Genomic DNA, 23,982 nt, shown 5'->3' with positions numbered 1-23,982 from the left:
CCGCACCGTTCATGGGCGGTGCGTTTTCTTTTCCGCGCGTCACCGCAGTGTAGTGCTCTGCCGGGCTGAAGGGAGGACAAATGACCACACCCTTCAGTTCCTGGAACACAACATGATCTCACTCACTGTGCGGGCTTTCGCCCTGCTCCTGCTCACCGCCGCCCCCCTTCTTCATGCGCAGGTGCCCCAGCTCATCAATTACCAGGGCCGCGTCGCCGTCGGCACCGTGAATTTCGAAGGCCCCGGCCAGTTCAAGTTTGCGCTGGTCAATGCCGCGGGCAGCACCACCTACTGGAGCAATGATGGCACCAGCACAGCGGGCTCGCCGCCAGCCGCCGCCGTTGCGCTCACGGTGACGAAGGGTCTCTACTCCGTGCTCCTCGGCGATACCGCACTCACCAACATGACCGCCGTGCCGGCCACCGTCTTCACCAACTCCGACGTGCGCCTGCGCGTGTGGTTCAATGATGGTGTGAATGGCTCCCAACTCCTCACGCCCGACCAGCGCATCGCGGCGGTGGGGTATGCGATGACTGCGGCAGGCGTGAACCTTCCCGTGACCAACGCCTCGGGTGCTGGTGTCATCACGCAGAACGGCACGCGGATTTTGCACAGCTTTGGGACGCAGAACTTTTTCGCAGGCGCGATTGCGGGCAACTTCTCAATGACTGGCGTAAACAATGTGGCTGTCGGCAGCAATGCACTTCGTTACAACGTAACGGGCAGTGACAGCACCGCCATCGGCACTAATGCCCTTTGGTACAACTCGACGGGCGGCTACAACACTGCCGTTGGCATGAACGCACTTGGATACAACACTACAGGTGGTTTCAACACGGCCCTTGGGCGCGCTGCGCTTCAAACTAACACCACGGGGAATTATAATACCGCTACCGGTTTTAACGCACTCGTAGGCAATACGTTGGGGGCTTTTAACACAGCCAGCGGTAACAATGTGCTTGAAGGCAACACAACCGCAGGCAGGAACGTCGCCATCGGTTACAGCGCTTTGCGGACTCAATCCTTTAGCAATTTAAACACAATGTGGAACAGCGACAATGTTGCTGTAGGACATGAGGCGCTTAACATGAACCAGCCGATTTCTACCAGCACGGGAATCAAAAATACAGCTATTGGGACCAAAGCGCTGCGTATCAATACGACGGGAGCTAATAACATCGCCGTGGGAGATAACGCAGGAAGCCTCCTCACAACTGGCAATAACAACATCGCCATCGGGCATGTAGGAGTCGCGGGTGAATCCAACATCATCCGCATCGGCACCAGCCAGACTGACACTTATCTGACGGGTGTGATTCACGGAGATGGCTCCGGATTGACCGGCATCACGCCGACCATCGCACCGGGCAGCATCACCGGCACACAACTGGCATCCGGCCTCACCCTCGGCGGCACGACCACCGGCACGTTCAGTGGTCCATTGACTGGGAATGTCACCGGCAGTGCCGCCAGTTTCACCGGGGCGCTGGTCGGCGATGTCACCGGCACGCAAGGCTCGACTGTGGTTGGTAGCGTCGGTGGCGTCACCGCTGCCAATGTGGCCACGGGTGCGAACCTTGCCAATGCGGCGACGAATGCCAATACAGCGAGCACGATTGTGAAGCGCGACGCCAGCGGGAACTTCGCCGCCGGGACGATCACCGCGACATTTGTCGGTAGCGGTGCTGGCCTCACTGGCGTCACCGCCACCTTCGCCGATGGCAGTGTGACCAGTGCCAAGCTCGCTTCCGGCCTCACTCTTGGCGGCACCACTACCGGCACATTTAGCGGTAATGGTGCTGCTCTCACTGGCGTCACCTCCACCTTCGCCGATGGCAGCGTGACCAGCGCCAAGCTCGCTTCCGGTCTCACCCTCGGCGGTACGACCACGGGCACCTTCAGTGGTCCCCTCACAGGGAACGCATCGACGGCGACGAGCGCCACCAACTTCAGCGGCTCGCTCGTCGGTAACGTCACCGGCACACAGGGAGCTACAGTGGTGAGCACCGTCGGCGACGTGACTGCGGCCAATGTGGCCGCAGGTGCCAATCTCGCCAATGCGGCGACGAATGCCAATACAGCGAGCACGATTGTGAAGCGCGACGCCAGTGGGAACTTCGCCGCCGGGACCATCACCGCGACATTCGTCGGTAGCGGTGCTGGCCTCACTGGCGTCACCTCCACCTTCGCCGATGGCAGCGTGACCAGTGCCAAGCTCGCCTCTGGCCTGACCCTCGGCGGCATCACCACTGGCACCTTTAGCGGGAATGGTGCTGCTCTCACTGGCGTCACCGCCACCTTCGCCGATGGCAGTGTGACCAGTGCCAAGCTCGCCTCCGGTCTCACCCTCGGCGGCACGACCAGCGGTACCTTCAGTGGTTCACTCAGTGGCAATGCCTCGACCGCGACGAGCGCTACCAACTTCGGCGGCTCTCTGGCCGGAAACGTCACCGGCACGCAGGGTGCCACGGTGGTGAGCACCGTCGGTGGCGTCACCGCAGCCAATGTGGCCACGGGCGCAAACCTCGCCAATGCAGCAACAAATGCCAATACGGCGAGCGCGATTGTGAAACGTGATGCCAGCGGGAACTTCTCCGCCGGGACCATCACTGCCTCCTTCGTCGGGAATGGTGCCGGGCTCACGGGTGTGCCCGCAGGTGCGATCACCGGCAATCTCTCCCTTCCTGTCACCAGCAGCGCCAGCGTGGGGGTGATCACGCAGGGCAGCGGCAGCTTGATTCACACCTATGGCACAAACAACTTCTTTGCCGGAGCCAGCGCGGGCAACTTCACCATGAGCGGCACCAACAACACCGCCACTGGCGTCGCCGCATTGAATTCTAATACAGGGGGCAACTTTAACACAGCCACCGGCTATCAGGCGCTTTTGTTCAACACCTCAGGCACCGCCAACACCGCGACTGGCTTGCAGACGCTTTTCTCCAACACGACGGGCCTCCGAAACACCGCCACGGGCAACGCAGCGCTGTACACCAACTCCACGGGTGACTTCAACACCGCCAGCGGGGTCAGCGCGCTTTTCTCCAATACGACAGGCCGCTACAACACTGCCAGCGGGACATCCTCGCTCTATTTCAATTCCACAGGCGACTCCAACACTGCCAGCGGCTACGAAGCGCTCTATAACAACACCGTTGGCAGCACGAGTGCCTTTGGCTATCAGGCTCTCAGGACCAACACGACCGGTGCCTGGAACACGGCGAATGGCTATCAAGCACTCTACTCCAACACGGTGGGTAATTTTAACACCGCCAGCGGCTACCAGGCGCTCAAGTCCAACACCTCGGGCACCGGCAACACCGCGACCGGCCTGCAGACGCTTTTCTCCAACACGACGGGCCTCCAAAACACCGCCACGGGCAACGCAGCGCTGTACACCAACACCACGGGTGACTTCAACACTGCAAACGGGGTCAGCGCGCTCTTCTCTAATACGACGGGCCGCTACAACACCGCCAGCGGGACATCCTCTCTCTATTTCAATTCCACGGGCGACGGGAATACGGCAAGCGGATACAACGCACTCAAGTTCAACACTGCCGGTAATTACAACACCGCGAGTGGGGCCAGCGCGCTTTTGTCCAATACCACGGGCAGCAACAACACCGCCAGCGGCGACAGCGCGCTCGCCTTCAACACCTCGGGCGCTTTCAATACCGCGACGGGGGCTTCGGCGCTTCTCACCAACACAACCGGCCTATGGAACACAGCGAGCGGTTACCAAGCACTCTACGCCAACACCGTGGGCAACTTCAACACTGCCAGCGGGTATCAGGCGCTCTCATCCAATACGTCGGGCACCGCCAACACCGCAACAGGCTTGCAGGCACTCTTTACCAACACGACAGGCCTCCGAAACACCGCCATGGGTAACGCAGCGCTTTACTCCAACACCACCGGTGACTTCAATACTGCAAACGGGGTCAGCGCGCTCTTCTCTAATACGACTGGCCGCTACAACACCGCCAGCGGGACATCCTCCCTCTATTTTAACTCCACGGGTGACTCCAACACTGCCAGCGGTTACGAGGCGCTCTACAACAGCACCGTTGGCAGCACGAGTGCCTTTGGCTATCAGGCGCTCAGAACCAACACCTCGGGAACCTGGAACACGGCGAGCGGCTACCAAGCGCTCTACTCCAACACGGTGGGCAACTTTAACACCGCCAGCGGCTATCAGGCGCTCTACTCCAACACTTCGGGCACCGCCAATACTGCGACCGGCCTGAGCGCGCTTTCCTCGAACACGACGGGCCTCCAAAACACTGCCACGGGCAACGCAGCGCTGTACACCAACACCACGGGTGACTTCAACACTGCAAACGGGGTCAGCGCGCTCTTCTCTAATACGACGGGCCGCTACAACACCGCCAGCGGGACACAATCCCTCTATGCAAACTCCACTGGCGGCGAAAACACCGCGAGCGGCTACCAGGCGCTGAGCTCCAACACCACGGGCTACCGTAACACCGCAAGCGGCTACCGAGCGCTCTCCTCCACCACCATAGGATATGAAAACACCGCGAGCGGCTACCAGGCCCTGGAACTGAACACTGAGGGCTTGGGCAACACAGCCAATGGCACCGGTGCCCTCAAGCAAAACACCACGGGCACAGGCAACACGGCCACGGGTCTCTCCGCAGTCGGCAATAATACCAGTGGCAACTCCAATACAGGCAATGGGTTGTTTGCACTCTTCAGCACGACGGGCAGCTCCAATACCGGCGTTGGAAATTCCGCATTGTATAACAACACCACGGGCAGCTCCAACATTGCTCTTGGTTCCTTCGCCGGACAGAATCTAACCACAGGTAATAGCAACATTGTGATTGGGCACTCGGGGGTAGCGGGTGACGCCAGCACCACCCGCATCGGCACCTCGCAATCTAGGGCGTTCATCGCCGGTATCCGAGGTGTCACCACAGGAGTTGCCAATGGAATCACCGTTTTAATCGACAGTGCTGGCCAGCTCGGCACTGTCTCCTCCTCACGTCGCTACAAGGAGGACATCGCCGACATGGGGGAGGCCAGTGAGCGGCTCCATGCGTTGCGTCCCGTGACCTTCCGCTACAAGAAGCCCTATGCCAACGGCGAGAAGCCCATACAATTTGGCCTCATCGCCGAGGAAGTTGCGGAGGTCTTCCCTGAGCTGGCCGTCTTTAATGATGAGGGCCAACCTGAGACGGTGAAGTACCAGGATCTCGCGCCGATGCTGCTCAATGAGTTGCAGAAGCTCAGGGCCGAGAAAAAAACGGAAGTGACCAGCCTGCGTGAGGAGAACGCCAGCATGAAGAAACGCCTCGCCGAACTCGAAGCGAAAGACCAGGCGCGCGAGGCGCGGCTGGCCCGGCTGGAGCAGTTCATCCCTGCGGCACCCCAGACCAGCGCCGCGAAGGTGGCACTGAAGGAAGACGCCCCCGCCACGAAGTAAGGAGCCACCGCCATGAAGATCGCCAGCCTGATTCTCAGCCTCCTGCTCACGGCCGCACTCCATGCTGGCCCGCGCAGCAGCACGAACTACAACGTCGTCACGGACACTGCGGATGGCGGCGGCAAGCGCGCCACCAGCGTGAACTACACGAATGATGGCAGCGCTGGCGGCATTTCCGGCACTTCCACCGTCGCCGCGCCGGCGGCCACGGCCAAGGCGGGCTACCTCGGCCAGCTTTACGAAGTCACGGGGCTACAGCTTGCCGCCACGCCCGCCACCGTGAGCGAAAACGCCACGCGGCTGCTCAGCGCCGTGCAGGTGCTCGATGACCTCACCACCCTCGCCGTGCCCACCGCCTCCATCACCTGGAGCGTGCAGAGCGGCCCGTTGACGAGCATCAGCACCGCCGGTCTGGCCACTGCGGGCACCGTCTATCAAGACACCCTGGCCACCGCGCAGGGCAGTTATGCCGGAAACACCGGCACGCTCGGCCTCACCGTGCTCAATGTGAACACGGATGACATCCCCGGCTACACCGGTGACGGTCTCGACGACGCCTGGCAGGTGCAATACTTCGGCCTGAGCAATCCCAACGCCGAGCCTAGCATCGACGCGGACTTTGACGGCCAGACCAACCTCTTCGAGTTCACCGCCGGCCTCAGCCCCATCAGCGCCGCCTCCCGTTTCCTCCTCCACAATGCCCCCGTGCCCAATCAGCCCGGCCAGATGCGCCTCGTCATCAGTCCGCGCCTTCCTGATCGCACCTACACCGTGAAAACCAGCCCCACGCTCGGCCCCGCTGCCATTTGGACGGATCTGACCGGCTTCACCACCTCCGACAACGGCAGCGAACGCACCGTGACCGACACCAGCGCCACTGGCACCCAGAAGTTCTATCGCGTGCAGATCACGAAGCCCTGAGGCCGGGGGCCATGACGAACCGCGAGAAGCACGATCCCAACGAGGAATCCAACGAGCAGATCTACCGTTTCTTCGAGTACTGGCTCAAGCGGGAAGCGAAATGAGGCGGAGATGATCGCACGAGTTTTAGCCACAGATTCAGGAAACCCGCAGATTTTCAGAGAAGAAACAATCTGTGGATTCCCTGAGCCGCCAGACAGCCGAAGGCAATCTGCGGCAATCAATCAGGTTCCTGAGTGCGGCAAGTTTTGATACGCGAACTTCATCACTGGTTGTACGCCGCCTCGCCGTGCTCGGCGAGGTCGAGGCCCTGATTTTCCTCCTCGGGCGTGACGCGCAGGCCGATGGTGAGGTCGATCACCTTCAGGATCGCGAAGCTGGCGATGCCGGAGAGCAGGATCGTGTACACCGAGGCCAGAAGCTGCGTCACGAGTTGCGAGCCGATGCTGAAATCACCCAGCCCGCCGGCGAAGGCCGTCGTGCCGAACACGGCGACGAGGACGGTGCCCACAAAGCCGCCCACGCCATGCACGCCGAAGACATCGAGCGAATCATCGTAGCCGAACTTCTTCTTCAGCTTCGCACAGGCCAGCCAGCACAGCAGGGCCGAGATGCTGCCGATGCAGATCGCGCCAATTGGCCCCACCTTGCCCGAGGCGGGCGTGATGGCTGCCAGACCGGCGATGGAGCCGGTGGCGATGCCGAGGGCGCTCGGCTTGCCGTTGCGAATCCACTCGATGAGCATCCATACCACCGAGGCGGCGCAGGCGGAGAGATGCGTGACGACGAGCGTCATCGCCGCCGCGCCATTGGCCGCGAGCTGGCTGCCCGCGTTGAAGCCAAACCAGCCCACCCACAGCATGCCCGCGCCGGTGATCGTCAGTGGCAGGTTGTGCGGCATCAATTGCGCGCTGGGGAAGTCCTTGCGCGGCCCCACCATCACACAGGCCACCAGCGCCGCCACGCCGGCGGTGATGTGGACGACAATGCCGCCCGCGAGGTCGATCACGCCCGTCAGGCCGAAGAACGCGCCCGCCTTGTGCCACACGCCATAGCAGCAGGGCACATAGACCACGAGGCTCCAGACGATGCTGAAGACCAGGATGGCCTTGAACTTCATGCGCTCCGCGAACGCGCCGATGAACAGGCCCGGCGTGATCAGGAAGAACATCATCTGGTAGGCGAAGTGCAGCAGCTCCGGGATCGTCGGGCAGTCGGCGCGCACCGAGGTCGTCGTCACGCCGCTGAGGAACATCTTGCCGAAGCGGCCGATCACCGGGCAGCCGTCGGAAAAGGCCAGCGAGTAGCCCACCGCCAGCCAGACCAGGCTCAGCACGGCGGTCAGCGCAAAGCACTGCATCAGGATGGAGAGGACGTTCTTCGCCCGCACCAGGCCGGCGTAAAACAGCGCCAGTCCCGGGATCATCATGAACAGCACCAGGGCCGTCGAGACCAGCAGCCAGGCGGTGTCCCCGCTGTTGATGGTGCTGCCGTCGGCGGCGTGCGCGGAGGTGGTGGCGAGAACGAGCGCGGCCATCACGGAATAGCTCCGCGAGGCCCCGCTCCCGATGCGTTTCAGCAGGGGATGGGTCATGGTTGGTTGGGCGGCTGGTAGGTTGGGAACCGCCGATGCTAGGCGGCGCTGTTCCGGCGACAACTGGCAAGATGGGGTGGTGTTCGCGTGCAGGCGGTCAAGGGATCGTCAGGAGGTCACGGCCCGCGTCTCTTCTTGGCTGCGCAGCTCCTGTCGTGCCGAAGCTGAAGGGAGCGTCCACGCTCCTCTCCCGGAGGGCAGCCGAGCGCAGCAAGACAGACTGCTGAAAGCAGCCCGAAGGGCGCAGGCGGAACGCCAGGTCAAACCTTCGCGTTTGCCGTCTTCGGCAGCGCAGGGGCGCTGCCCTGCCAAGGAGCGGCGGTTGCCAACCGCCGTTTCCCCCGGTCCCCTCAGCGCCCCTCAAACACCGTGCGGCCATCGGTGGTGACGAGGAGCAGCTTGTAGGGCGGCGGGCTGTAGCGGAACAACCAGCGGGCGTTCGCGCTGTTCTCATACAGCACGTCCTGGGTCACGATCAGGGTGCCGTCGTTCATGACCTCGCGGCTGGACGGTGCCAGCTTCACCTGCGGGCCCAGCCGCTTGCGGAGGAACTCCCGCGCCTCGTTTTCGATCTGGTCCTCGGCGGAGACCACCGCCGCCGCCTCGGTGAAGCGGTCCGAAGGCAGGCGTTTGAGAACCTGCACCGCGAAGACCAGTGCTCCGACCACGACGAGAAGAAAGAAGCCGAATTTCATGCCGCAAGCATGAGTCAGGCCCCGCCGTCGTCAAGCGTCAGCCCCGCACGGTCGCCCGGTTCCTCGCAGCCGGAGGCAAAGAACTTTGGGCCAGAGGCAAAGAACTCTGAGCCGGAGAAACACGCCTCCATGCCGCCGGAAACGGCCCGGGAGAGCCCGGAGGCTGGCTGGAAGCCCGGGCGTGGCGAAAGCTTGGTGGGTGGTGGGGCGTTCCTTCTGCCTCTCATGATGACTCGCGCTCCTTTCCTTCTCTCTCTCGGACTCTGCCTGATGGCAGGCACCTCTCACGCGGAAGGGCTGTGGCCGGAGTTTCGCGGGCCGACGGCGCAGGGTTTTTCCACGGCGAAGGGATTGCCGACGGCGTGGGCGCCAGACAAGAACATCGTGTGGCGTTCCGAGGTGGCGGGCAAAGGCTGGTCGTCGCCGGTGGTGGCGAACGGCAGAATTTTCATCACGACGGCGGTGGAGATGCCGGTGGATCCGACTGCTGCGGCAGCGGTAGTATTGGCTCCTGCACCGGTCGCGCCTCCGGTGGTGGCGGTTCCGGGTGATGCCTCGAAGCGGCCCGCTCCTGCCAAGGCCAAGGCACCCCCGCCAGCACCGAAGCCAGTGAGCCTGCATGTGATGGCCCTGGATGCGGCGACGGGGAAGACGGTGTGGGACACCCAAGTGCTGGAGGTCACCGATCCGGCGGCGCTGAAGATGCACGGCAAGAACAGTCAGGCGAGCCCGACGGTGGTGTATGAGCCGGGACGCCTCTATGCGCATTTCTCCCATCACGGCACGGCCTGTCTGGACGAGGCGGGCAAGATTCTGTGGACCTCGCAGGAGAACAGCTACACGCCGCAGCACGGCACGGGCGGCAGCCCGGTGATTGTGGATGATCTGCTCATCTTTGATGCGGATGGAGCCAAAGATCCGGGCGTGGTGGCGCTGGACAAGGCGACGGGCAAGACGCGCTGGAAGATCGCCCGCCCACCGACGGAGGCGAAGAGCAAGTTCTCCTTCTGCACGCCGCTGCTCATCGAGGTGGCAGGCCAGAAGCAGGTCATCTCCGCGGGCAGCGGGATCGTGCAGGCGCTGAACCCGAAGGACGGGAGCGAGATCTGGCATGTGATGTATGGCACCGGTTACTCGGTGGTGCCGCGGCCGGTGTTTGCGCATGGCATGATCTTCATGAGCACCGGCTATGACAAGCCCGTGGGCCTGGCGATCAAGGCAGACGGCAAGGGCGACGTGACGAGCACGCACGTGGTGTGGCAGGAGACGAAGTATGTGCCGCACAATCCCTCCATGCTGGTGATCGGCGATGAACTGTACATGCTGGCCGACAACGGGCTGCTCTCGTGTCGCGATGCGAAGACGAACACGGTGCATTTCGAAGAGCGTCTGCTCGGCCCGAGCTCCGCCTCGCTGCTGTATGCCGACGGCCTGATCTACGCGATCGATGAGAAGGGCGCGTCCGCCGTGGTGAAGCCGGGCAAGACGCTGCAGGTGGTGGCCACCAGCGAGCTGAAGGAGAAGACCCTGGCCTCCATGGCGGTGTGCGACCACGATTTGCTCATCCGCACGGAGCTGGCGCTGTATCGCGTGGGGAACGGGCGAGCCAATGCGGAGTGATGGGGGGAGTGGAGTCTCCGCGCTCTGAAAGGGAAGGGGAACTTGGAGAAGCGGAGTGGTGGAGAGATGGCGAAGAACGAACGGCGGGCGTGTAACATTCGGCGGGTTTTGGGGTTCTGATGTGTGGTCATGATTCCCGCTTTTTATCCCGGCATGCTGAGGAGGCTTCTCTGGCTGCTGCTGTTCTCCCTGACGCCCCTGCGGGAGGGGAAGGCAGACGGCGGAAAAGCAGGCAGCGGAAAAACTGAAAATGGACAAGCTGAAACGCTGACACAAGAAAGCAGCGTGGGGGAGACGGGGGAACCGGGGCGCTACCGGTGGGTCTGCACGGTACGCGGCGATACCTTTCGTGAAGTGCGGGTGACGAAGGTGACGGCGAGCCAGATCAGCTTCCAGCATGCGACGGGGGTGGCGACGCTGCCATTGATCGAAATGCCGCTGCTGCTGCAGGAAGTGCACGGCTTTGATCCGCATGCGTCGGCGGCGGAGCTGCCGACGGTGCGGGAGCGGCGCATCCGGGCGCTGGCGGAGGCGGAGCAGAGCAAGGCGGCGATGGCGGCGCTGCTGAACCAGCAGAAGGCCGAGCATGCGGCCATCAAGCAAATCGAACGCGAGAAGATCAAGATGCGCATCGAGGTGCGGCAGGTGACGGCGGAGGGCGCGCAGTGTGACGCTTGGCCGATCGTGATGGTGGAACTGCCGGGCAAACACAGCCTCAGCAGCGGACTGATGAAGGTGGAGGGCATCAAGCAGACCCATCCGGACCGGATCTTTGTGGCAGGCCTGACGGAGGTGAGGGTGAACGCCGTGCGCGCGGAGTGGGTGTATCCCGTGAACGCGAAGAAACAGCGCTACGCCATTTCCGCTAATCGCGCCTACACGGAGCGGAAGGGGAAATAGGAAAGCTGAAAAGCTGAGAGGCTGAGAGGCTGAGAGGCTGAAAGGCTGAAAGCAGAGAGGGGGAGTGGAGGAGATGGGGAGCGGTTTGACTGAGCACTGACGCACTGGTTATTGGTGGGCGGTTGACGGCGGACGATGAGACACGGATTCATTGACACCCTTCTTGACCCTTGGACCGGTTCTTGGTTGTCTCACGCATGACGCCGTTTCCCCTGCCAGCCGACTACGCCCGCATCCGGCGGGTGCGGAGTTTTGAGGAGTTGGTGACGACGCCGTTGGCCGAGGGGGTGAACGCGCTGTGCTGGGAGCGTGCGCTGACGGGGGATTTCGGCGAGGTGGTGGCGCGGCTGGGCGAGGGCGAGGGGATCATGCCGCTGGATGAGGCGCAACTCCTGGTGCTGCCGGTGAGTGCGGCGGGCCGGGCGGCAATCAAGGTGATGCTCGACGACCTGCGACGGCTGCGGGAGCACGGTCTGGTCCCAGAGCTGAACTGCATCCACCTCTACCCGCGCGACGAGGAACCGGGGCCGGTGCCGACGGATGTGTATTCCTTCCACGCGGACAGCGCGACGGTGGAGGCGGACACTTATCTATGCACCTATCACGGGGCGGCGAGCGAGGGCCTGCGTAACGACGAGGCGCGACGGCGTGTGGACATTCCCGAGACCCGCGCTGAACTGCTGCAAGTGTACGGCGGAGTGGATGACGCGGCCTTCGGCGAGTTCTTGAGCGAGCACTGCTACGACCTGCACTACGCGCCCCTGCCGCAGGCGCGGCCGATTTCCTTCGGTCTCGGCCACCTGTGGCGCATCGCCACGGAGTGGCCCGGCTGTCCGGTGCCGCCGTGTCTGCACCGCGCGCCGGAAACCGTGCCCGGTGATCCGGCGCGGCTGCTGCTGATCAGTTGAGGGAGGAGCCGAGCAGCATGGCGCGCTGCGAGCCAATGCGGAATGCGCTCCAGTTTGGGCACTGCCAAGGGTGGAAAGCACGCTGGCATGGAGGAGCGTTGATTTTTCCCTGTGAACAACTTGGTTTTCGATCTTGACACCCCGGTCAGTCCCCCTACTATCGCGGCCCCTTCTTCCCCAGTCGGAAGTTCTCTCGTACACAGCACTCAATGAAGACGTTTTCAGCCAAAGCCCAGGAGCAAAACCCCACATGGTGGGTCATCGACGCCAAGAATCAGATTCTTGGAGACGTCGCAGTCGCCGCCGCCAATCTCCTGCGCGGCAAGACCAAGCCCACGTTCACCCCGCATGTCGATACCGGTGACTTCGTGGTCGTCCTGAACGCCGCGGAAGTCCGCCTCAGCGGCAAAAAGGAGCAGCAGAAGATTTACACCTCGAAGGCCGGCTACGTCGGCAATCAGAAGATCGAAAACGTCGAGCGCGTGCGCGCACGTCGTCCGGAGCTTCTCGTCGAGCGTGCGGTGAAGGGCATGGTCCCTCACACCCGCCTGGGCCGCGCCATCATGGGCAAGCTCAAGATTTACACGGGTGCCGCGCATCCGCATGAGGCGCAGAATCCGAAGCCTTTCGCCGTCGCTTAATTTTTTTCAATCGTTCCCATCGCATGAGCAAACCTCTCAAAACCGCCACCGGCCGCCGCAAGACCGCCATCGCCCGCGTCTTCATCCTCGAAGGTTCCGGCAGCATCACCGTCAACGGACGTGACTTCGAAGAATACTTCCCGACTGTCGCCCTTCAGAATCAGATTCTGTTCCCGCTGGCTCTCACCAACTCCCGCCAGACCTACGATTTCAAAGTGAACGCCAGTGGTGGCGGCAGCACCGGCCAGGTGGGTGCCGTGCGTCTCGGCATCGCCCGTGCGCTGATCGGCGTGAATCCTGAGCTCCGCGGCGTGCTCAAGCAGAACGGTCTGCTCACCCGTGACTCCCGCGCCAAGGAACGTAAGAAGCCCGGCCGCCCAGGCGCCCGCAAGCGCTTCCAGTTCTCGAAGCGTTAAGCCGTCACAGTTTTCAGCTCGATGTGTGCAAAGCCCCGCCGTGTGCGGGGTTTTGTTTTTTTTATCGCTGGTGGTGCAAACTCGTTCCAAACTGTCCGTCATGAGTTCCGGCCACCTCCTCGTTCTCGGTGCCAGCATCCTGTGGATGCTGCTGTGCATGCGTTTTTGGTATGCCATCGACCGGGAGCACACCTGGCAGCGGCGGTTTATCGCCATCGCAGCCGGGCTCGGCGGCGGACTCGTTTATGTCATCGGCGTGATGATGCTGGAGATGCTCAAGGACCGGGCACCGGAGCCTCAAGGCGGTGCAGAAATCCGCGTGTCACCGCGGCCGGCCGAGGATCCGAAGAAAGACGTCAAATAAAGCCCTGCGTCACTCCACGTCGCCAAAGCCTGAGGTGACGAGCTCTTCGAGGTCGGCCACCGCCGCCTCGGCATCGTTGCCATCGGCAATGATCTTGATCGTTTCGCCGCGTCCGGCGGCCAGCATCATCAGGCCCATGATGCTCTTGCCGTTCACCGGCTCGTCATCCTTCTCCACCCACACGTCGCATTGATATTTGCTCGCGCGTTTGACGAACTGCGCCGCCGGGCGTGCGTGCATGCCCATTTTGTTGCGGATCGTGAGTTCTTTTTGGATGCTCATGGTGGTCAGGTGGCGCTACAGTTAACCTAATTGTTCATCCGTCATCTTTTTCAACAACCTTTGGTCGAACTCCACCGCGCTGTCATAGCCGAAAGTGCGCAGTTTAAAATTAATGGCGGCCAGTTCGATCAAGCCCGCCACATCCCGGCCCGGCTCCACCGGCAGCGTGACGCGCCCGATTTTCATGCCCATGATGTCGTGCGAATCCGCGCTCGCGCTCACACGTTCCAGATCCTCCGTCTTCGCGCCGCGCACCAGTTCCACGATCAAATCCAGCCGTTTGCTCAGGCGGACGGCACTCACGCCGAAGATCGCCGCCACATTGAGGATGCCCAGACCGCGGATCTCGATCATCCCGCGGGTGATGTCCGGGGCGGAGCCGACCACTTCGCGATCTTCCACCAGTCGGAGACGCACGGCATCGTCCGCCACCAGGCTCCCGCCGCGTTGCAGCAGTCCGATGACACTTTCACTCTTGCCACAGCCGCTGTCACCCTGGATCAGCACACCGATGCCCTGCACGTCCACCAAGCAGCCATGTACCAGCATGTTCGGGGCAAAGGCCCACTCCAGCTTGATGGTGGCCGTATTGAGAAACTTCATCGTCATCATGTTCGTCTGGAACACGGAGATGCCCGCGCTGTTGGCGATCTCGATCAACTCGTCCCCGATGCGATGGCTGCGGGCGATCACCAGGCAGGGAATGTCCCAGGAGCAGAGCTGGCTGAAGCGGGCCGCGCGCAGCTTTGGATCCAGGCCCTCAAGGAAGGAGTGCTCCGAGTTGCCGATAACCTGCACACGCTTGTAGGCGAAATACGTGAAAAAGCCCGAGAGGGCCAGGCCTGGGCGGTTGACCGAGGGTTCGCTGATCTTGCGGGCAAAGCCCACATCGCTGCCCACCAGCTTCAACTTGAGCGATTTCTCGTTCACACGGAAGAACTCCTCCACCGTCACCGAGGACGGGCGCTTGATCTTGGGAGTGGGCGGCATGGGGCGACATTACGCGAAGCCTCTCTGCGACGGCAACGAAAAACCAACTCGCACTGGAAAACAGTCCCCGATCGGCTAAAACATCCACCCCCTGACGCCGCAGCCTGCGGTACTCGCTCTTTTCCACCCCTCCCATGCCTCGCAAAAAGGAATCCGTCTTCGACTCCGTGGAGTCTGTCATCGCAGACATTCGCGCTGGCCGCATGGTCATCGTCACCGATGACGAGGACCGCGAAAACGAGGGCGACCTGATCTGCGCGGCGGAAAAGATCACTGCGGAGATGGTGAACTTCATGGTGCGGCAGGGCGGCGGCATGCTGTGCGTGCCCGTCTCGCTCGAAATCGCCCAGCGCCTCAATCTGGCCAGCATGGTGCCGGAAAACCGCGAAGCCTTCCGCACCGACTTCACCGTCACCGTGGATGCCGCCCAAGGCATCTCCACCGGCATCAGCGCCGCTGACCGCACCCGCACGATCCGCCTGCTCGCTGATCCAAAGAGCACCGCCGCAGATCTGGTGCAGCCCGGACATATCAATCCACTCGTTGCCAAACCCGGTGGCGTCCTCCGCCGTGCCGGTCATACCGAGGCCGCCGTCGATCTCGCCCGTCTCGCCGGTTTGCGTGAAGCTGGTGTGCTCATCGAGATCATGAACCCGGACGGCACCATGGCTCGTCTGCCCCATTTGAAGAAGTTTGCGAAGAAGCACGGCCTCAAGATGGGCAGCATCGCCGATTTGATCGCGCATCGCCGCCTGAGTGAGAAACTGGTCGAAAAAATCGAAGTCGTCGATATGCCCACCGACTTCGGCGACTTCAAATTGCATCTCTACAAGAGCAGCCTCGACGGCGTGCATCACATCGCCCTCGTCATGGGCGACATCACTCCTGACGAGCCGATACTCGTCCGCGTGCATAGCGAATGCCTCACCGGCGACATCTTCGCCTCACGTCGTTGCGATTGTGGCAGCCAGCTTCATGCCGCGATGCAGCACATCGCCAAAGCCGGGAAGGGGATCATCGTTTACATGCGCGGTCACGAAGGACGCGGCATCGGCCTGCATGGCAAGATCATGGCCTACAAGCTCCAGGAACAGGGGCTCGACACCGTCGAGGCCAACATCAAACTCGGCTTCCCCATGGACCTGCGCGACTACGGCATCGGTGCGCAGATCATCTCCGATCTCGGCGTGCGCAAAATCCTGCTCATGACCAACAACCCGCGCAAAGTCGTCGGGCTTGAAGGCCATAAGCTCGAAATCGTCGAGCAGGTCCCCGTCAAATCCACGCCCAAGCCCGAGAACGCCCGCTATCTCGAAACAAAGAAGAAAAAGATGGGCCACAAACTTTAGCCGCATGTCCAATTACGCCTCCAGCCGTCCGCGCCCAACCCAGGAGCCGGTCAACATCGCGATCGTCGCCTCCTTGTACAACAACCAGTTCGTCCAGGGCCTGCTCAATGCCGCCAAGGAAGAAATCGAGGTCATCGCCCCGAATGCCTCGGTGGATGTCTATCGTGTTCCCGGTGCCTTTGAGATTCCGGTGTGTGTCGAGCATGTCCTGCGTGGCAGCGCGCCTGATGCAGTCATCACTTTGGGCGTCATCATTCGCGGCTCCACCGAGCATGCCGATCTCGTCGGCGCTTCCGTCACCGATGCCCTGCAGCAGATGGCCGTCAGGCACTGCATCCCCGTCATTCATGAAGTGCTGCTCGTCAGCAGCGAGGAGCAGGCGGAGGAGCGCTGCCTCGGCGCCACCATCAACCGCGGCACGGAAGCCGCGCAGACCTGCGTCAAAATGATCAACCTGTTCGGCAAAATGAAGGCCAGCTTTGCCGGCGAACCCATCGACCACGCCTAACATCATGGGAAAACGCCGCGACGGCCGCGAAGCCGCCATTCAATTCCTGTTTTCCAGAGATCTCCAAGGTGAGCAGAAGCCGGAGGACGCCGAGGCGTTCTGGACGCTGCATAGCGCGAAGGCATCCACGCGCGCCTATGCCGAAAGCCTCATCAAGGGGGTCATTGATCATCAAGACGAGATCGATGCGCACATCATGAGTCTCGTCCAAAACTTCCGGCTCGAGCGCCTCGCCGCCGTGGACCGCAACGTGCTCCGTGTGGCCTCCTACGAGCTGCTGTACTGCCTGGATGTGCCCGCGCCCGTCATTCTCAACGAGGCCATCGACATTGCCAAGGCTCTCAGTGCCGGCGAATCCGGCTCCTTCGTCAACGGCGTGCTCGACAAGCTGGCCCGTGCGTTGCGCAAGCCGGGCGACATCTCACATTCCAAATCTCCAATCTCCAATCCTGAGTAGATGGCCGGTTTCTTCAAATCACTCCTCCAGCGCTTTACCAAGCCCGACATCGACTGGGACGAGCTGGAAGCATCCCTCGTCGCCGGTGATCTTGGGCCGCGTCTGGCCCTGCAGATCGTGAATGATCTCAAATCACGCCAGCGCACTCTGCATGGGGCCGATATCGTGCAGGTGACACGCGAGCATGTGCGCCAAATCCTGCCGGAAACGGTTCCTGGCATCGAACCCATCGCTGGAAAGCCGAAAGTGCTGCTGATCGTCGGCGTGAACGGCACCGGCAAGACCACCAGCACCGCCAAACTCGCCCACATCCTCCATCAGCGCGGCCACAAGGTCGTTCTCGCCGCCGCCGACACTTTCCGTGCCGCCGCCGTCGAGCAGCTCACCGTCTGGTCCGAGCGCTTGAAGATCCCGCTCGTTAAAGGTCCGCCCAACGGCGATCCCGCCTCTGTCTGCTTTGAGGGCTACGAGCTGGCGCTCAAAACGCAGGCTGATTTCCTCATCTGCGACACCGCCGGACGGTTGCACACCAAGCACAACCTCATGGAGGAGCTGAAAAAGATCCGTCGCATCCTCGGCCGCAAGGACGACACATCCCCCCACGAGGTGCTGCTCGTCGTCGATGCCACCACCGGCTCCAATGCGCTCCAGCAGGCCCGCGAGTTTCACAAGGCCATCCCGCTCACCGGTGTCATCGTCACCAAGCTCGACGGCAGCGGCAAAGGCGGCATCCTCGTCGCCATCCAGCAGGAACTCGCCATCCCCACCCGCTTTGTCGGCCTCGGTGAGCGAGTGGAAGATTTTCAGCCGTTCGACTCGAAACGATTTGTTGAAGAACTGCTTTGATCACCCCAAGAAACAACTTGGCGATTGAGTCGGTTTTCCGCTACGTACCACTGCCCTTGTTTTCAATTCTCATTTATCCAGGAGGAAATCATCCGTGAAGTTCAAATGCCCCACATGTGACATGCAGCTCAAGGCCGAGCCTGAAATGGCCGGTAAAATCGTCCGCTGTCCCGGCTGCAACACCAAGCTGAGCATTCCTGCCAGCGCTGCCACTCCGCCGCCGCCCTCCGGCCTGCCAGCACCTTCGGGACTGCCGGCTCCCAGCGGTGTGACGCCACCCTCGACGGATAACGACGCCTTTGGGGCCGAATATGAGCATGGTGCCACCTCACCAGAACAACAACACTCCGACACACCCGTCAGTGAACATCGCGGCGAGCGCGGAGGCTGGGAGGAAATCGATCCGACGAATCCAAGCGGCATCCTGAGTTTCAGCATCGGCTTCGTCCTGTTCCTGGCCTGGGTGGGCATTCTGTATCCGTTCCAGGCACCCGAGAGCGTCTCTCCGGCTGAATACACCGGCATGCAGTTTGTGGCCTCGCTGTTCTTCAAGCACATGGCGGTGAGCTTCATGAACACGCTCTTCTTCACCTGGGCGATGTCGATCCTGTATTTGAAGTGGCAGAAGCTCAAGCATCAACGCAAGGCGCTGCTGCTCGACGTGCTGCCGTGGGAGATGGGTGCGGAGATCAACCGCGACAATGTGGGCGGCTTTATCGACAACCTCTACAAGCTGCCACGCAGCCTGCGCGACAGCATGATGGTGAACCGCATGCGCAAGGCCTTGGAACTCTTCGAGGTGAAACAGAATGCGGGCGATGTATCGAGCATGCTCTCCAGCCAGTCGGACATCGACGGCATGCGCATCGGCGGCAGCTACGCGCTGCTTAAAGCGTTCCTGTGGGCGATCCCGATCCTGGGCTTCATCGGCACGGTCATCGGTCTGTCCCACGCTATCGGCGGGATGAACTTTGGCAACATGACCGATCTGAAACAGGTCACCGCCACACTGGGCGAGGTGACCGGCGGTCTCGGCACCGCGTTCGACGCGACCCTGCTCGGCCTCGTGCTGGCGATGACGCTGAACTTCCCGCTGAACACCATGATGAAGGCGGAGGATGACTGCCTCAACGACATCGACGCATTCTGCAATGAAGTGCTGCTCCCGCGCCTCAATGACGGCGGCAGCATTGCCGGCGGGGAAACTTCCGGAATCATGGAGACGCTGGTCAAGGCCGTGGCGGCCGCCCAGAAAGACTTCCTGGTCGATCTCAACGCGCTTTCAAAGCAGGTCAAAGAACAGGCCGACAACCTGGACAAACGCGCCGCAGCGCACCAGGAGCGCGTCGATGCCGAGTTCGCCACCGCCCTCAACCGCATGCGCGACGATCTGACCAACGCCGTGAAGGACAGCGTCAAGACGACCACGGACTACACACGTGCGCTCGCCAGCGGCATCCAGTCTTTGAACACGCTGCTCTCCGATCTGGGCGGCAAGCAGATCATGATTCACCAAGTCAAAAAGAAGGGCTGGTTCAGTTGATCATGTGACACCCGGCCCCGTTTCCACTCCTGAATTGCCATGGCAAAGCGCCGTCAAGCCGCCAAAGACGAGATCCTCCTGGTCCCGTTCCTGGACATCCTGTGCTCGCTCATCGGCGTGCTGATCCTCATCATCGTCGTGCTCTGTGTCTCGCAGACGCAGCAGACGGAGGGGCGCACGGAGGAGGATATTAAGATGGCGCAGGATGCCAAGCGCATGCGCCAGGAGATCGTGGAAAACAAGGCGCAGGAGATCGTGGTCAAGGAGAAGCTCGCCACTCTCGAAGAACTGCAGAAACAGATCGATGAAAAAGAGCAGCGCTTCATCAAGCTGCGCAAACTGCTCTCCACCTCCAAGGACATCCAGGAGGCGAACCTCAAGATCAGCCAGCAGATGCAGAAGGAGCTGGACGACCTGATGCTGGAAATCGAAGGCATGAAAAAGCAGCAGGTCGAGAGCAAGAAAGAGATCGCGACGCTGATGGCCGAGCTCAAAAAGCGCGATGTGCCGGCGGACAAAAAAATTCCGCCGGTGGTCGTGCAGCCTTCAGGCAGCGGCATGGCCGAGGACACCAAGGTTTATTTCGTCGAGGCCAGCGGCAGCGGTTTGAAAGTTCTCGGGGCCTGGGGGGAGGACTACCGCCTCAGCGCCACCGCCGAGGTTGTCGTCGCCGACGTGGCCTACAATCACTTCCTCACCGAGGTGGCGAAGAATCCCAAAGCGCTCGTGCTGTTTCTCATTCGAGACGACGGGCAGGGTGCCTTCAACAACGGAGCCGGCCGGGCGGAGAACGAATACAAGGTACGTGTGGGCAAGCTGCCCATCCCCGGACGCGGCGTGCTCGATCTCGCCATGTTTGACAAATATCGCGGCAAAGTTCCGCCCCCGCCAGCCGCACCCCCGCCCGCAACTCCCCCTGAGGTGCCGAAGAAAACCACCTGACCACCATGTCGAAACGCAAACACGAGGAGCAGGAACTGCCGTTCGTCGCTTTGATGGACACCATGACGAACGTCGTCGGCGTACTCATCATCGTGCTCGTCATGGTCGGTCTCAGCGTGGCCAGCGCTGTCAAGAAAGTCCTCTCTGACCTGCCGCCCGTCACGCCGGAGGAACTTCAGAAAATCGTCGAGCAGGTCAAAGAGCTGCCCAAGCTCGAGACTCCGGAGGAGGTCGAGAAAAAGAAGCAGCAGGCCGAAACAGACCTGAAAAAAGCCATCGAGGACCTCAAGACCGTCGATACCTCCGATCTGCAGGCGAAGATGAAGTTCATGGATCTGGATGTCTTCAAGAAGCAGCTCGAGGAACGCAAAAAGGAGCGGGAGCTCAGCAAAACTGAGACCGACAAGATCCTGACCGAGGTGGAACGCCTCAAGGCATTGCTCGATCAGACGCCCGAGTTCAAGCCGCCGCCTCCAACGTACGTTCGCCTCCCCAATCCGCGTGCCTATCCCGAAAAGCCGGTCGAAACGCGCATCCTCGTCGCCAAGCAGGGCGTGATCAGCTTCAATCAGACCAAATTCCTCCAGCCCATTCTCGATGGCATGGAAAAGGTGAAATCGCAGTTGGAATACCAGAAGGTGGAATACCCGCTCTTTGCCAAACTGCTCGAAGGCATCCTGGGTTCGCCTGCGAACGCACAGAAGGCCTGGCCGGAGATCGCCGGACTGGTCGATCGTGTGCAAATCGAGCATTCCGCACAGGGTTACAAGGCGCTGTCTGATGCAGGCATCGTTCCCACGAAACAACTGCTCGCCGCGCTCGCCGACATCGCCGTGCCCACACGTCAGACCGTGCCTGTCGTTGCCGAGGCCGTCGCCGCTGCTGCCAAAGGCGATGTTTCCAAGTGGGTGAAACTCGAGCCCTCTCGTGATCCATTGAAGCCCGTGATCAAAGCCACCGCTGCTGCGGGCAAGATCACCTTCTCCTGGGGAACGAACACACAGGAGGTCAAAGCCAATCCCAAGGATGTCGCCGGCTACTTCCTCGATCTCGGCAAGCTCAAGGGCATCGAGGATGCCAGCAAGGCACGCACCATCTACGATGCCACCCGCATCCAGGCCCTGCTCCAGCGTGCCGCCACCAACCCGCTCATCGCCGGCTCCTACGCCTTCGAGCCGAAGATCCTTCCCGCCGCCAGCCTCGTGCAGCTCGCCCTCACGCCGAAAGGCGGTGGTGGCGAAACCATCGAGGCCATGAAGCAGCCGAACTCCGCCTACATCCGCCTCATGCGCGACATCAAGGCCGATCCCAACGGCGTTGCCATCTTCCAGGTCATGCCGGATGCCTTCGAAGCCTATCTCGAAGCCCGCAAAATCGCCGATGAAGTCGGTGTCGCCGCCACCTGGGAGTTCCTCGCCAAGCTCGACCTCGCTTTGAACATTCCCGGTTACGAAGTGCAGCGTCTGGCGCCTTCCGCGGTTCGCACCGGGGCTGGAGTCCCTGCCGCAGTGACCATCGCCCCACCGAAACGCTCGCTGGATTGATCATGTGGCTTAGCCGAGCTGCAGCGCTCCGCCTTCGCACAGCTCCTTCTTCCCGAAGGTCTGCAAATCATGGCCCATGGCATGCGCGACGGACATCCACAGGCGGTTGTGCGCGGCTTTGTCGAATTTGAGGCTGCGGCCCATTTTGAAGCCGAAACCGCCGCCGACCATGACGTAGGGGATGTTGTCGAGCGTGTGGCTGTTGCCTTTGCCGAGTTCGTTGGTCCAGACGAGCAAGGTGTTATCGAGCATGCTGCCTTCGCCAGATGGTTCGGGTGTTTCGCTGAGACGCTTCGCCATGTAAGCGAACTCACCCGCGAACCAGGTGTTGATCTTCATCAGTTTCTCGTAGCTGTCCTTTTTGTCGTCAGGATCGTGCGAGAGGCTGTGGTGGCCTTCCTCGACGCCGAGCCAGCGCATCTGCGCCATGCCCACGCTGCGCATGTATTGCAGTGTCGCGACGCGGGCCATGTCGTTGGCGAGTGAATTGACCAGGAGGTCGATCTGAATGCGGCTGATCTGCGGCGTGTTGTCGTTCACGAGTTCGATGCTCGGATCGACCTGCGGCACGGGATGGCTGAGCTTGCCCTGCTTGTCCGCCTCAACCAAATCCTGCTCCAAACCGCGCACAAGCGTCATGTGCTGGTCCAGCAGCGCCTTGTCGCGGGCGCTGAGCTTGGAGGACACGCGCTTCAAGTCCTCGCGCACGTCATCGAGGATGCTCACGAGGCTCTCCTTGTCTTTCATCTTGCCGTAAACCTTCTTCAGCACCTGATGCGGATCATCAATGGGCGCGACGGGCTGATTCCCGCCCGCATAACTCATGCGTGTCCATGGATCGGCACGCTCCGGCACTGCCACGCCGAATTCGAGCGAGCCGAAGCGCGTTTTTGTCTCCGCACGGCGCTGGAGGAAGTTCTTTATTTCCTGGTCGATGGAGATGTTGCTGGCCCAGCCCGCCGGATTGCCACCGCCGCCCATGATATTGCCTTTGAGCAGCTCATCGCAGGTGAGGAGGCAACTCATTCCGCGCATGTGGCTGTCGCCATCGCCCTTCACTTTGTTGGCGATGCCATGCAGGATCAGCATGCGGTCTTTGAAGCTCTCCAGCGGCTTCAAGATCGTCTTGAAGCTGAAATCCGCGCCTTCTTGATCTGGCCAGAACTCATTCGGCAACGTGCCGTTCGGCGAGAACATGATCACCAGCCTCTGACGCTTCTGCGGCGCGGGCGCGCCCGTGATGCTTGGCAGTCCGGCGAGGAACGGCAGCGCCCCGGCGGAGATGCCGAGGTCGCGGAGGAATTGACGACGATGGAGGTGTTTCATGGGGGGTGAAACTGCTACGAGCCGGAGGCGCTCATCTTGCGCTCAAGGCGGTGTGTGATGGCGAACTTACGGCAGCGTTTTGGCTTCCAGTTCCTTGATTTGAATGTGACGGTATTCCATCACGCCACGATCCCCTTCGAGGCCGATGGGGCCGGTGGCAGGCAGCGCGAGAGCGGCTTCGAGGACTTCACCATTGCAGGTGCAATGAGCCACGCCGTCCTTCACCTCGACGACCATCTGGTTCCACTCCTGCGGCTTGTACTGCTTCAGATCTTTGTAGGGACCAGCCACAAGGTAGTCACGACATTGAAGCTGTGGCTTGCGGATGAAGACGCCGCTGTCGGCATTCACGCTGGCGCGAAATTCGAGCTTGAGCACAAAATTCTTCGGAAACTCAGCCACCGTGTAAATCTGCCCGGTGAGCTTGTCCGCCTCCGTGGGAAAGGTGACTGCGATGGCACCGTCCTTCACGATGTAGCGGCCCGCGTCTGCCGCCTCGGTCTTGCCATCGTGCTTTTCCAGGATCGCGCCCGGATTCGGCTCGTCCTTCTTGGTCTTCGCGCGGAAGCACCAGCCGGTGAGGTCTTTGCCGTTGAAGAGCGAGGTGAAGCCGGCTTCCGGCGTCCAATCTTCGGCGTGCAGGGTGGAAACGGCGAGGGCGAGGAGGAGGGCGATGTGTTTCAT

Annotated in this window: 21 protein-coding genes; 15 read left to right on the top strand and 6 right to left on the bottom strand. The window is 61.6% G+C overall.

The genetic code is table 11. The features are described 5' to 3' along the window. Positions 1–112 precede the first annotated feature (112 nt). Together U1A53_RS23965 and U1A53_RS23960 are read left to right on the top strand one after the other, a co-directional pair. Positions 113–5,452 carry a tail fiber domain-containing protein gene (locus tag U1A53_RS23965; RefSeq protein ID WP_322284408.1) on the top strand — a complete coding sequence of 1,780 codons (5,340 nt, stop codon included), beginning with the start codon at positions 113–115 and terminating at the stop codon, positions 5,450–5,452. A 12-nt stretch (positions 5,453–5,464) separates the two neighbouring features. Further along, the gene (locus tag U1A53_RS23960; protein ID WP_322284407.1) at positions 5,465–6,373 is read left to right on the top strand and encodes a hypothetical protein; all 909 of its coding nucleotides are present in this window, start codon (positions 5,465–5,467) and stop codon (positions 6,371–6,373) included. A 265-nt stretch (positions 6,374–6,638) separates the two neighbouring features. Here U1A53_RS23960 and U1A53_RS23955 read toward each other — a convergent pair whose 3' ends face one another. Together U1A53_RS23955 and U1A53_RS23950 are read right to left on the bottom strand one after the other, a co-directional pair. Beyond that, positions 6,639–7,967 carry an ammonium transporter gene (locus U1A53_RS23955; RefSeq protein ID WP_322284406.1) on the bottom strand — a complete coding sequence of 443 codons (1,329 nt, stop codon included), beginning with the start codon at positions 7,965–7,967 and terminating at the stop codon, positions 6,639–6,641. Between the two features lie 350 nt (positions 7,968–8,317). Next, on the bottom strand, positions 8,318–8,662 hold the full coding sequence (locus tag U1A53_RS23950) for a hypothetical protein (RefSeq protein ID WP_322284405.1): 345 nt from the start codon (positions 8,660–8,662) through the stop codon (positions 8,318–8,320). A gap of 225 nt (positions 8,663–8,887) precedes the next feature. On the opposite strand from U1A53_RS23950, the gene U1A53_RS23945 reads away from it, so the two are divergent. From U1A53_RS23945 to U1A53_RS23920, 6 genes are all read left to right on the top strand, one after another. Beyond that, positions 8,888–10,282: a PQQ-binding-like beta-propeller repeat protein gene (locus U1A53_RS23945; protein ID WP_322284404.1), complete on the top strand. Its 1,395-nt coding sequence runs from the start codon at positions 8,888–8,890 to the stop codon at positions 10,280–10,282. Between the two features lie 129 nt (positions 10,283–10,411). Next, entirely contained in the window at positions 10,412–11,182 is a 771-nt protein-coding gene (locus U1A53_RS23940) for a hypothetical protein (protein ID WP_322284402.1), read from the top strand. 197 nt (positions 11,183–11,379) lie between these two features. Then, positions 11,380–12,090, top strand: coding sequence for a hypothetical protein (locus U1A53_RS23935; protein WP_322284400.1), 711 nt, complete (start codon positions 11,380–11,382; stop codon positions 12,088–12,090). 209 nt (positions 12,091–12,299) lie between these two features. Then, positions 12,300–12,731: a 50S ribosomal protein L13 gene (rplM, locus tag U1A53_RS23930; protein ID WP_322284399.1), complete on the top strand. Its 432-nt coding sequence runs from the start codon at positions 12,300–12,302 to the stop codon at positions 12,729–12,731. Positions 12,732–12,754: 23 nt separating this feature from the next. Continuing rightward, positions 12,755–13,147, top strand: a complete 393-nt coding sequence (gene rpsI, locus U1A53_RS23925; protein WP_322284398.1) for a 30S ribosomal protein S9 — start codon at positions 12,755–12,757, stop codon at positions 13,145–13,147. 100 nt (positions 13,148–13,247) lie between these two features. Then, positions 13,248–13,511: a hypothetical protein gene (locus U1A53_RS23920; RefSeq protein WP_322284397.1), complete on the top strand. Its 264-nt coding sequence runs from the start codon at positions 13,248–13,250 to the stop codon at positions 13,509–13,511. A 9-nt stretch (positions 13,512–13,520) separates the two neighbouring features. Here U1A53_RS23920 and U1A53_RS23915 read toward each other — a convergent pair whose 3' ends face one another. Beyond that, entirely contained in the window at positions 13,521–13,793 is a 273-nt protein-coding gene (locus tag U1A53_RS23915) for an HPr family phosphocarrier protein (RefSeq protein ID WP_322284396.1), read from the bottom strand. 21 nt (positions 13,794–13,814) lie between these two features. Further along, entirely contained in the window at positions 13,815–14,783 is a 969-nt protein-coding gene (hprK, locus tag U1A53_RS23910; RefSeq protein WP_322284395.1) for an HPr(Ser) kinase/phosphatase, read from the bottom strand. 134 nt (positions 14,784–14,917) lie between these two features. Here hprK and U1A53_RS23905 point away from each other — a divergent pair, with 134 nt between their 5' ends. The 7 genes from U1A53_RS23905 to U1A53_RS23875 all read left to right on the top strand — a co-directional run bounded on the left by U1A53_RS23905 (position 14,918) and on the right by U1A53_RS23875 (position 21,972). After that, positions 14,918–16,132, top strand: a complete 1,215-nt coding sequence (locus U1A53_RS23905; protein ID WP_322284394.1) for a bifunctional 3,4-dihydroxy-2-butanone-4-phosphate synthase/GTP cyclohydrolase II — start codon at positions 14,918–14,920, stop codon at positions 16,130–16,132. 4 nt (positions 16,133–16,136) lie between these two features. Continuing rightward, a complete protein-coding gene (ribH, locus tag U1A53_RS23900) occupies positions 16,137–16,640 on the top strand; it encodes a 6,7-dimethyl-8-ribityllumazine synthase (RefSeq protein WP_322284393.1) in 504 nt (167 codons plus the stop codon). 4 nt (positions 16,641–16,644) lie between these two features. Beyond that, positions 16,645–17,097, top strand: a complete 453-nt coding sequence (gene nusB / locus U1A53_RS23895; protein WP_322284392.1) for a transcription antitermination factor NusB — start codon at positions 16,645–16,647, stop codon at positions 17,095–17,097. Further along, the gene (gene ftsY / locus U1A53_RS23890; protein WP_322284391.1) at positions 17,098–17,943 is read left to right on the top strand and encodes a signal recognition particle-docking protein FtsY; all 846 of its coding nucleotides are present in this window, start codon (positions 17,098–17,100) and stop codon (positions 17,941–17,943) included. Between the two features lie 94 nt (positions 17,944–18,037). Further along, positions 18,038–19,486, top strand: coding sequence for a MotA/TolQ/ExbB proton channel family protein (locus tag U1A53_RS23885; RefSeq protein ID WP_322284390.1), 1,449 nt, complete (start codon positions 18,038–18,040; stop codon positions 19,484–19,486). A 39-nt stretch (positions 19,487–19,525) separates the two neighbouring features. Then, positions 19,526–20,428 (top strand): hypothetical protein, encoded by a 903-nt coding sequence (locus U1A53_RS23880; RefSeq protein ID WP_322284389.1) that lies wholly within the window; start codon positions 19,526–19,528, stop codon positions 20,426–20,428. 5 nt (positions 20,429–20,433) lie between these two features. Then, the gene (locus U1A53_RS23875; protein WP_322284388.1) at positions 20,434–21,972 is read left to right on the top strand and encodes a hypothetical protein; all 1,539 of its coding nucleotides are present in this window, start codon (positions 20,434–20,436) and stop codon (positions 21,970–21,972) included. Positions 21,973–21,981: 9 nt separating this feature from the next. Here the strand turns inward: U1A53_RS23875 and U1A53_RS23870 are convergent, their stop codons facing one another. Beyond that, a complete protein-coding gene (locus tag U1A53_RS23870; RefSeq protein ID WP_322284387.1) occupies positions 21,982–23,298 on the bottom strand; it encodes a DUF1552 domain-containing protein in 1,317 nt (438 codons plus the stop codon). 66 nt (positions 23,299–23,364) lie between these two features. Then, positions 23,365–23,982, bottom strand: a complete 618-nt coding sequence (locus tag U1A53_RS23865) for a DUF1080 domain-containing protein (protein WP_322284386.1) — start codon at positions 23,980–23,982, stop codon at positions 23,365–23,367.

This window comes from Prosthecobacter sp. (assembly GCF_034366625.1).
Taxonomy (GTDB): domain Bacteria; phylum Verrucomicrobiota; class Verrucomicrobiia; order Verrucomicrobiales; family Verrucomicrobiaceae; genus Prosthecobacter.
This window is presented reverse-complemented; position numbering and strand designations above follow the sequence as displayed.

Coding starts and splice junctions, on each gene's coding strand:
- U1A53_RS23965 (WP_322284408.1), top strand. CDS start 113: ATGATCTCACTCACTGTGCGGGCTTTCGCCCTGCTCCTGCTCACCGCC.
- U1A53_RS23960 (WP_322284407.1), top strand. CDS start 5,465: ATGAAGATCGCCAGCCTGATTCTCAGCCTCCTGCTCACGGCCGCACTC.
- U1A53_RS23955 (WP_322284406.1), bottom strand. CDS start 7,967: ATGACCCATCCCCTGCTGAAACGCATCGGGAGCGGGGCCTCGCGGAGC.
- U1A53_RS23950 (WP_322284405.1), bottom strand. CDS start 8,662: ATGAAATTCGGCTTCTTTCTTCTCGTCGTGGTCGGAGCACTGGTCTTC.
- U1A53_RS23945 (WP_322284404.1), top strand. CDS start 8,888: ATGATGACTCGCGCTCCTTTCCTTCTCTCTCTCGGACTCTGCCTGATG.
- U1A53_RS23940 (WP_322284402.1), top strand. CDS start 10,412: ATGATTCCCGCTTTTTATCCCGGCATGCTGAGGAGGCTTCTCTGGCTG.
- U1A53_RS23935 (WP_322284400.1), top strand. CDS start 11,380: ATGACGCCGTTTCCCCTGCCAGCCGACTACGCCCGCATCCGGCGGGTG.
- rplM (WP_322284399.1), top strand. CDS start 12,300: ATGAAGACGTTTTCAGCCAAAGCCCAGGAGCAAAACCCCACATGGTGG.
- rpsI (WP_322284398.1), top strand. CDS start 12,755: ATGAGCAAACCTCTCAAAACCGCCACCGGCCGCCGCAAGACCGCCATC.
- U1A53_RS23920 (WP_322284397.1), top strand. CDS start 13,248: ATGAGTTCCGGCCACCTCCTCGTTCTCGGTGCCAGCATCCTGTGGATG.
- U1A53_RS23915 (WP_322284396.1), bottom strand. CDS start 13,793: ATGAGCATCCAAAAAGAACTCACGATCCGCAACAAAATGGGCATGCAC.
- hprK (WP_322284395.1), bottom strand. CDS start 14,783: ATGCCGCCCACTCCCAAGATCAAGCGCCCGTCCTCGGTGACGGTGGAG.
- U1A53_RS23905 (WP_322284394.1), top strand. CDS start 14,918: ATGCCTCGCAAAAAGGAATCCGTCTTCGACTCCGTGGAGTCTGTCATC.
- ribH (WP_322284393.1), top strand. CDS start 16,137: ATGTCCAATTACGCCTCCAGCCGTCCGCGCCCAACCCAGGAGCCGGTC.
- nusB (WP_322284392.1), top strand. CDS start 16,645: ATGGGAAAACGCCGCGACGGCCGCGAAGCCGCCATTCAATTCCTGTTT.
- ftsY (WP_322284391.1), top strand. CDS start 17,098: ATGGCCGGTTTCTTCAAATCACTCCTCCAGCGCTTTACCAAGCCCGAC.
- U1A53_RS23880 (WP_322284389.1), top strand. CDS start 19,526: ATGGCAAAGCGCCGTCAAGCCGCCAAAGACGAGATCCTCCTGGTCCCG.
- U1A53_RS23875 (WP_322284388.1), top strand. CDS start 20,434: ATGTCGAAACGCAAACACGAGGAGCAGGAACTGCCGTTCGTCGCTTTG.
- U1A53_RS23870 (WP_322284387.1), bottom strand. CDS start 23,298: ATGAAACACCTCCATCGTCGTCAATTCCTCCGCGACCTCGGCATCTCC.
- U1A53_RS23865 (WP_322284386.1), bottom strand. CDS start 23,982: ATGAAACACATCGCCCTCCTCCTCGCCCTCGCCGTTTCCACCCTGCAC.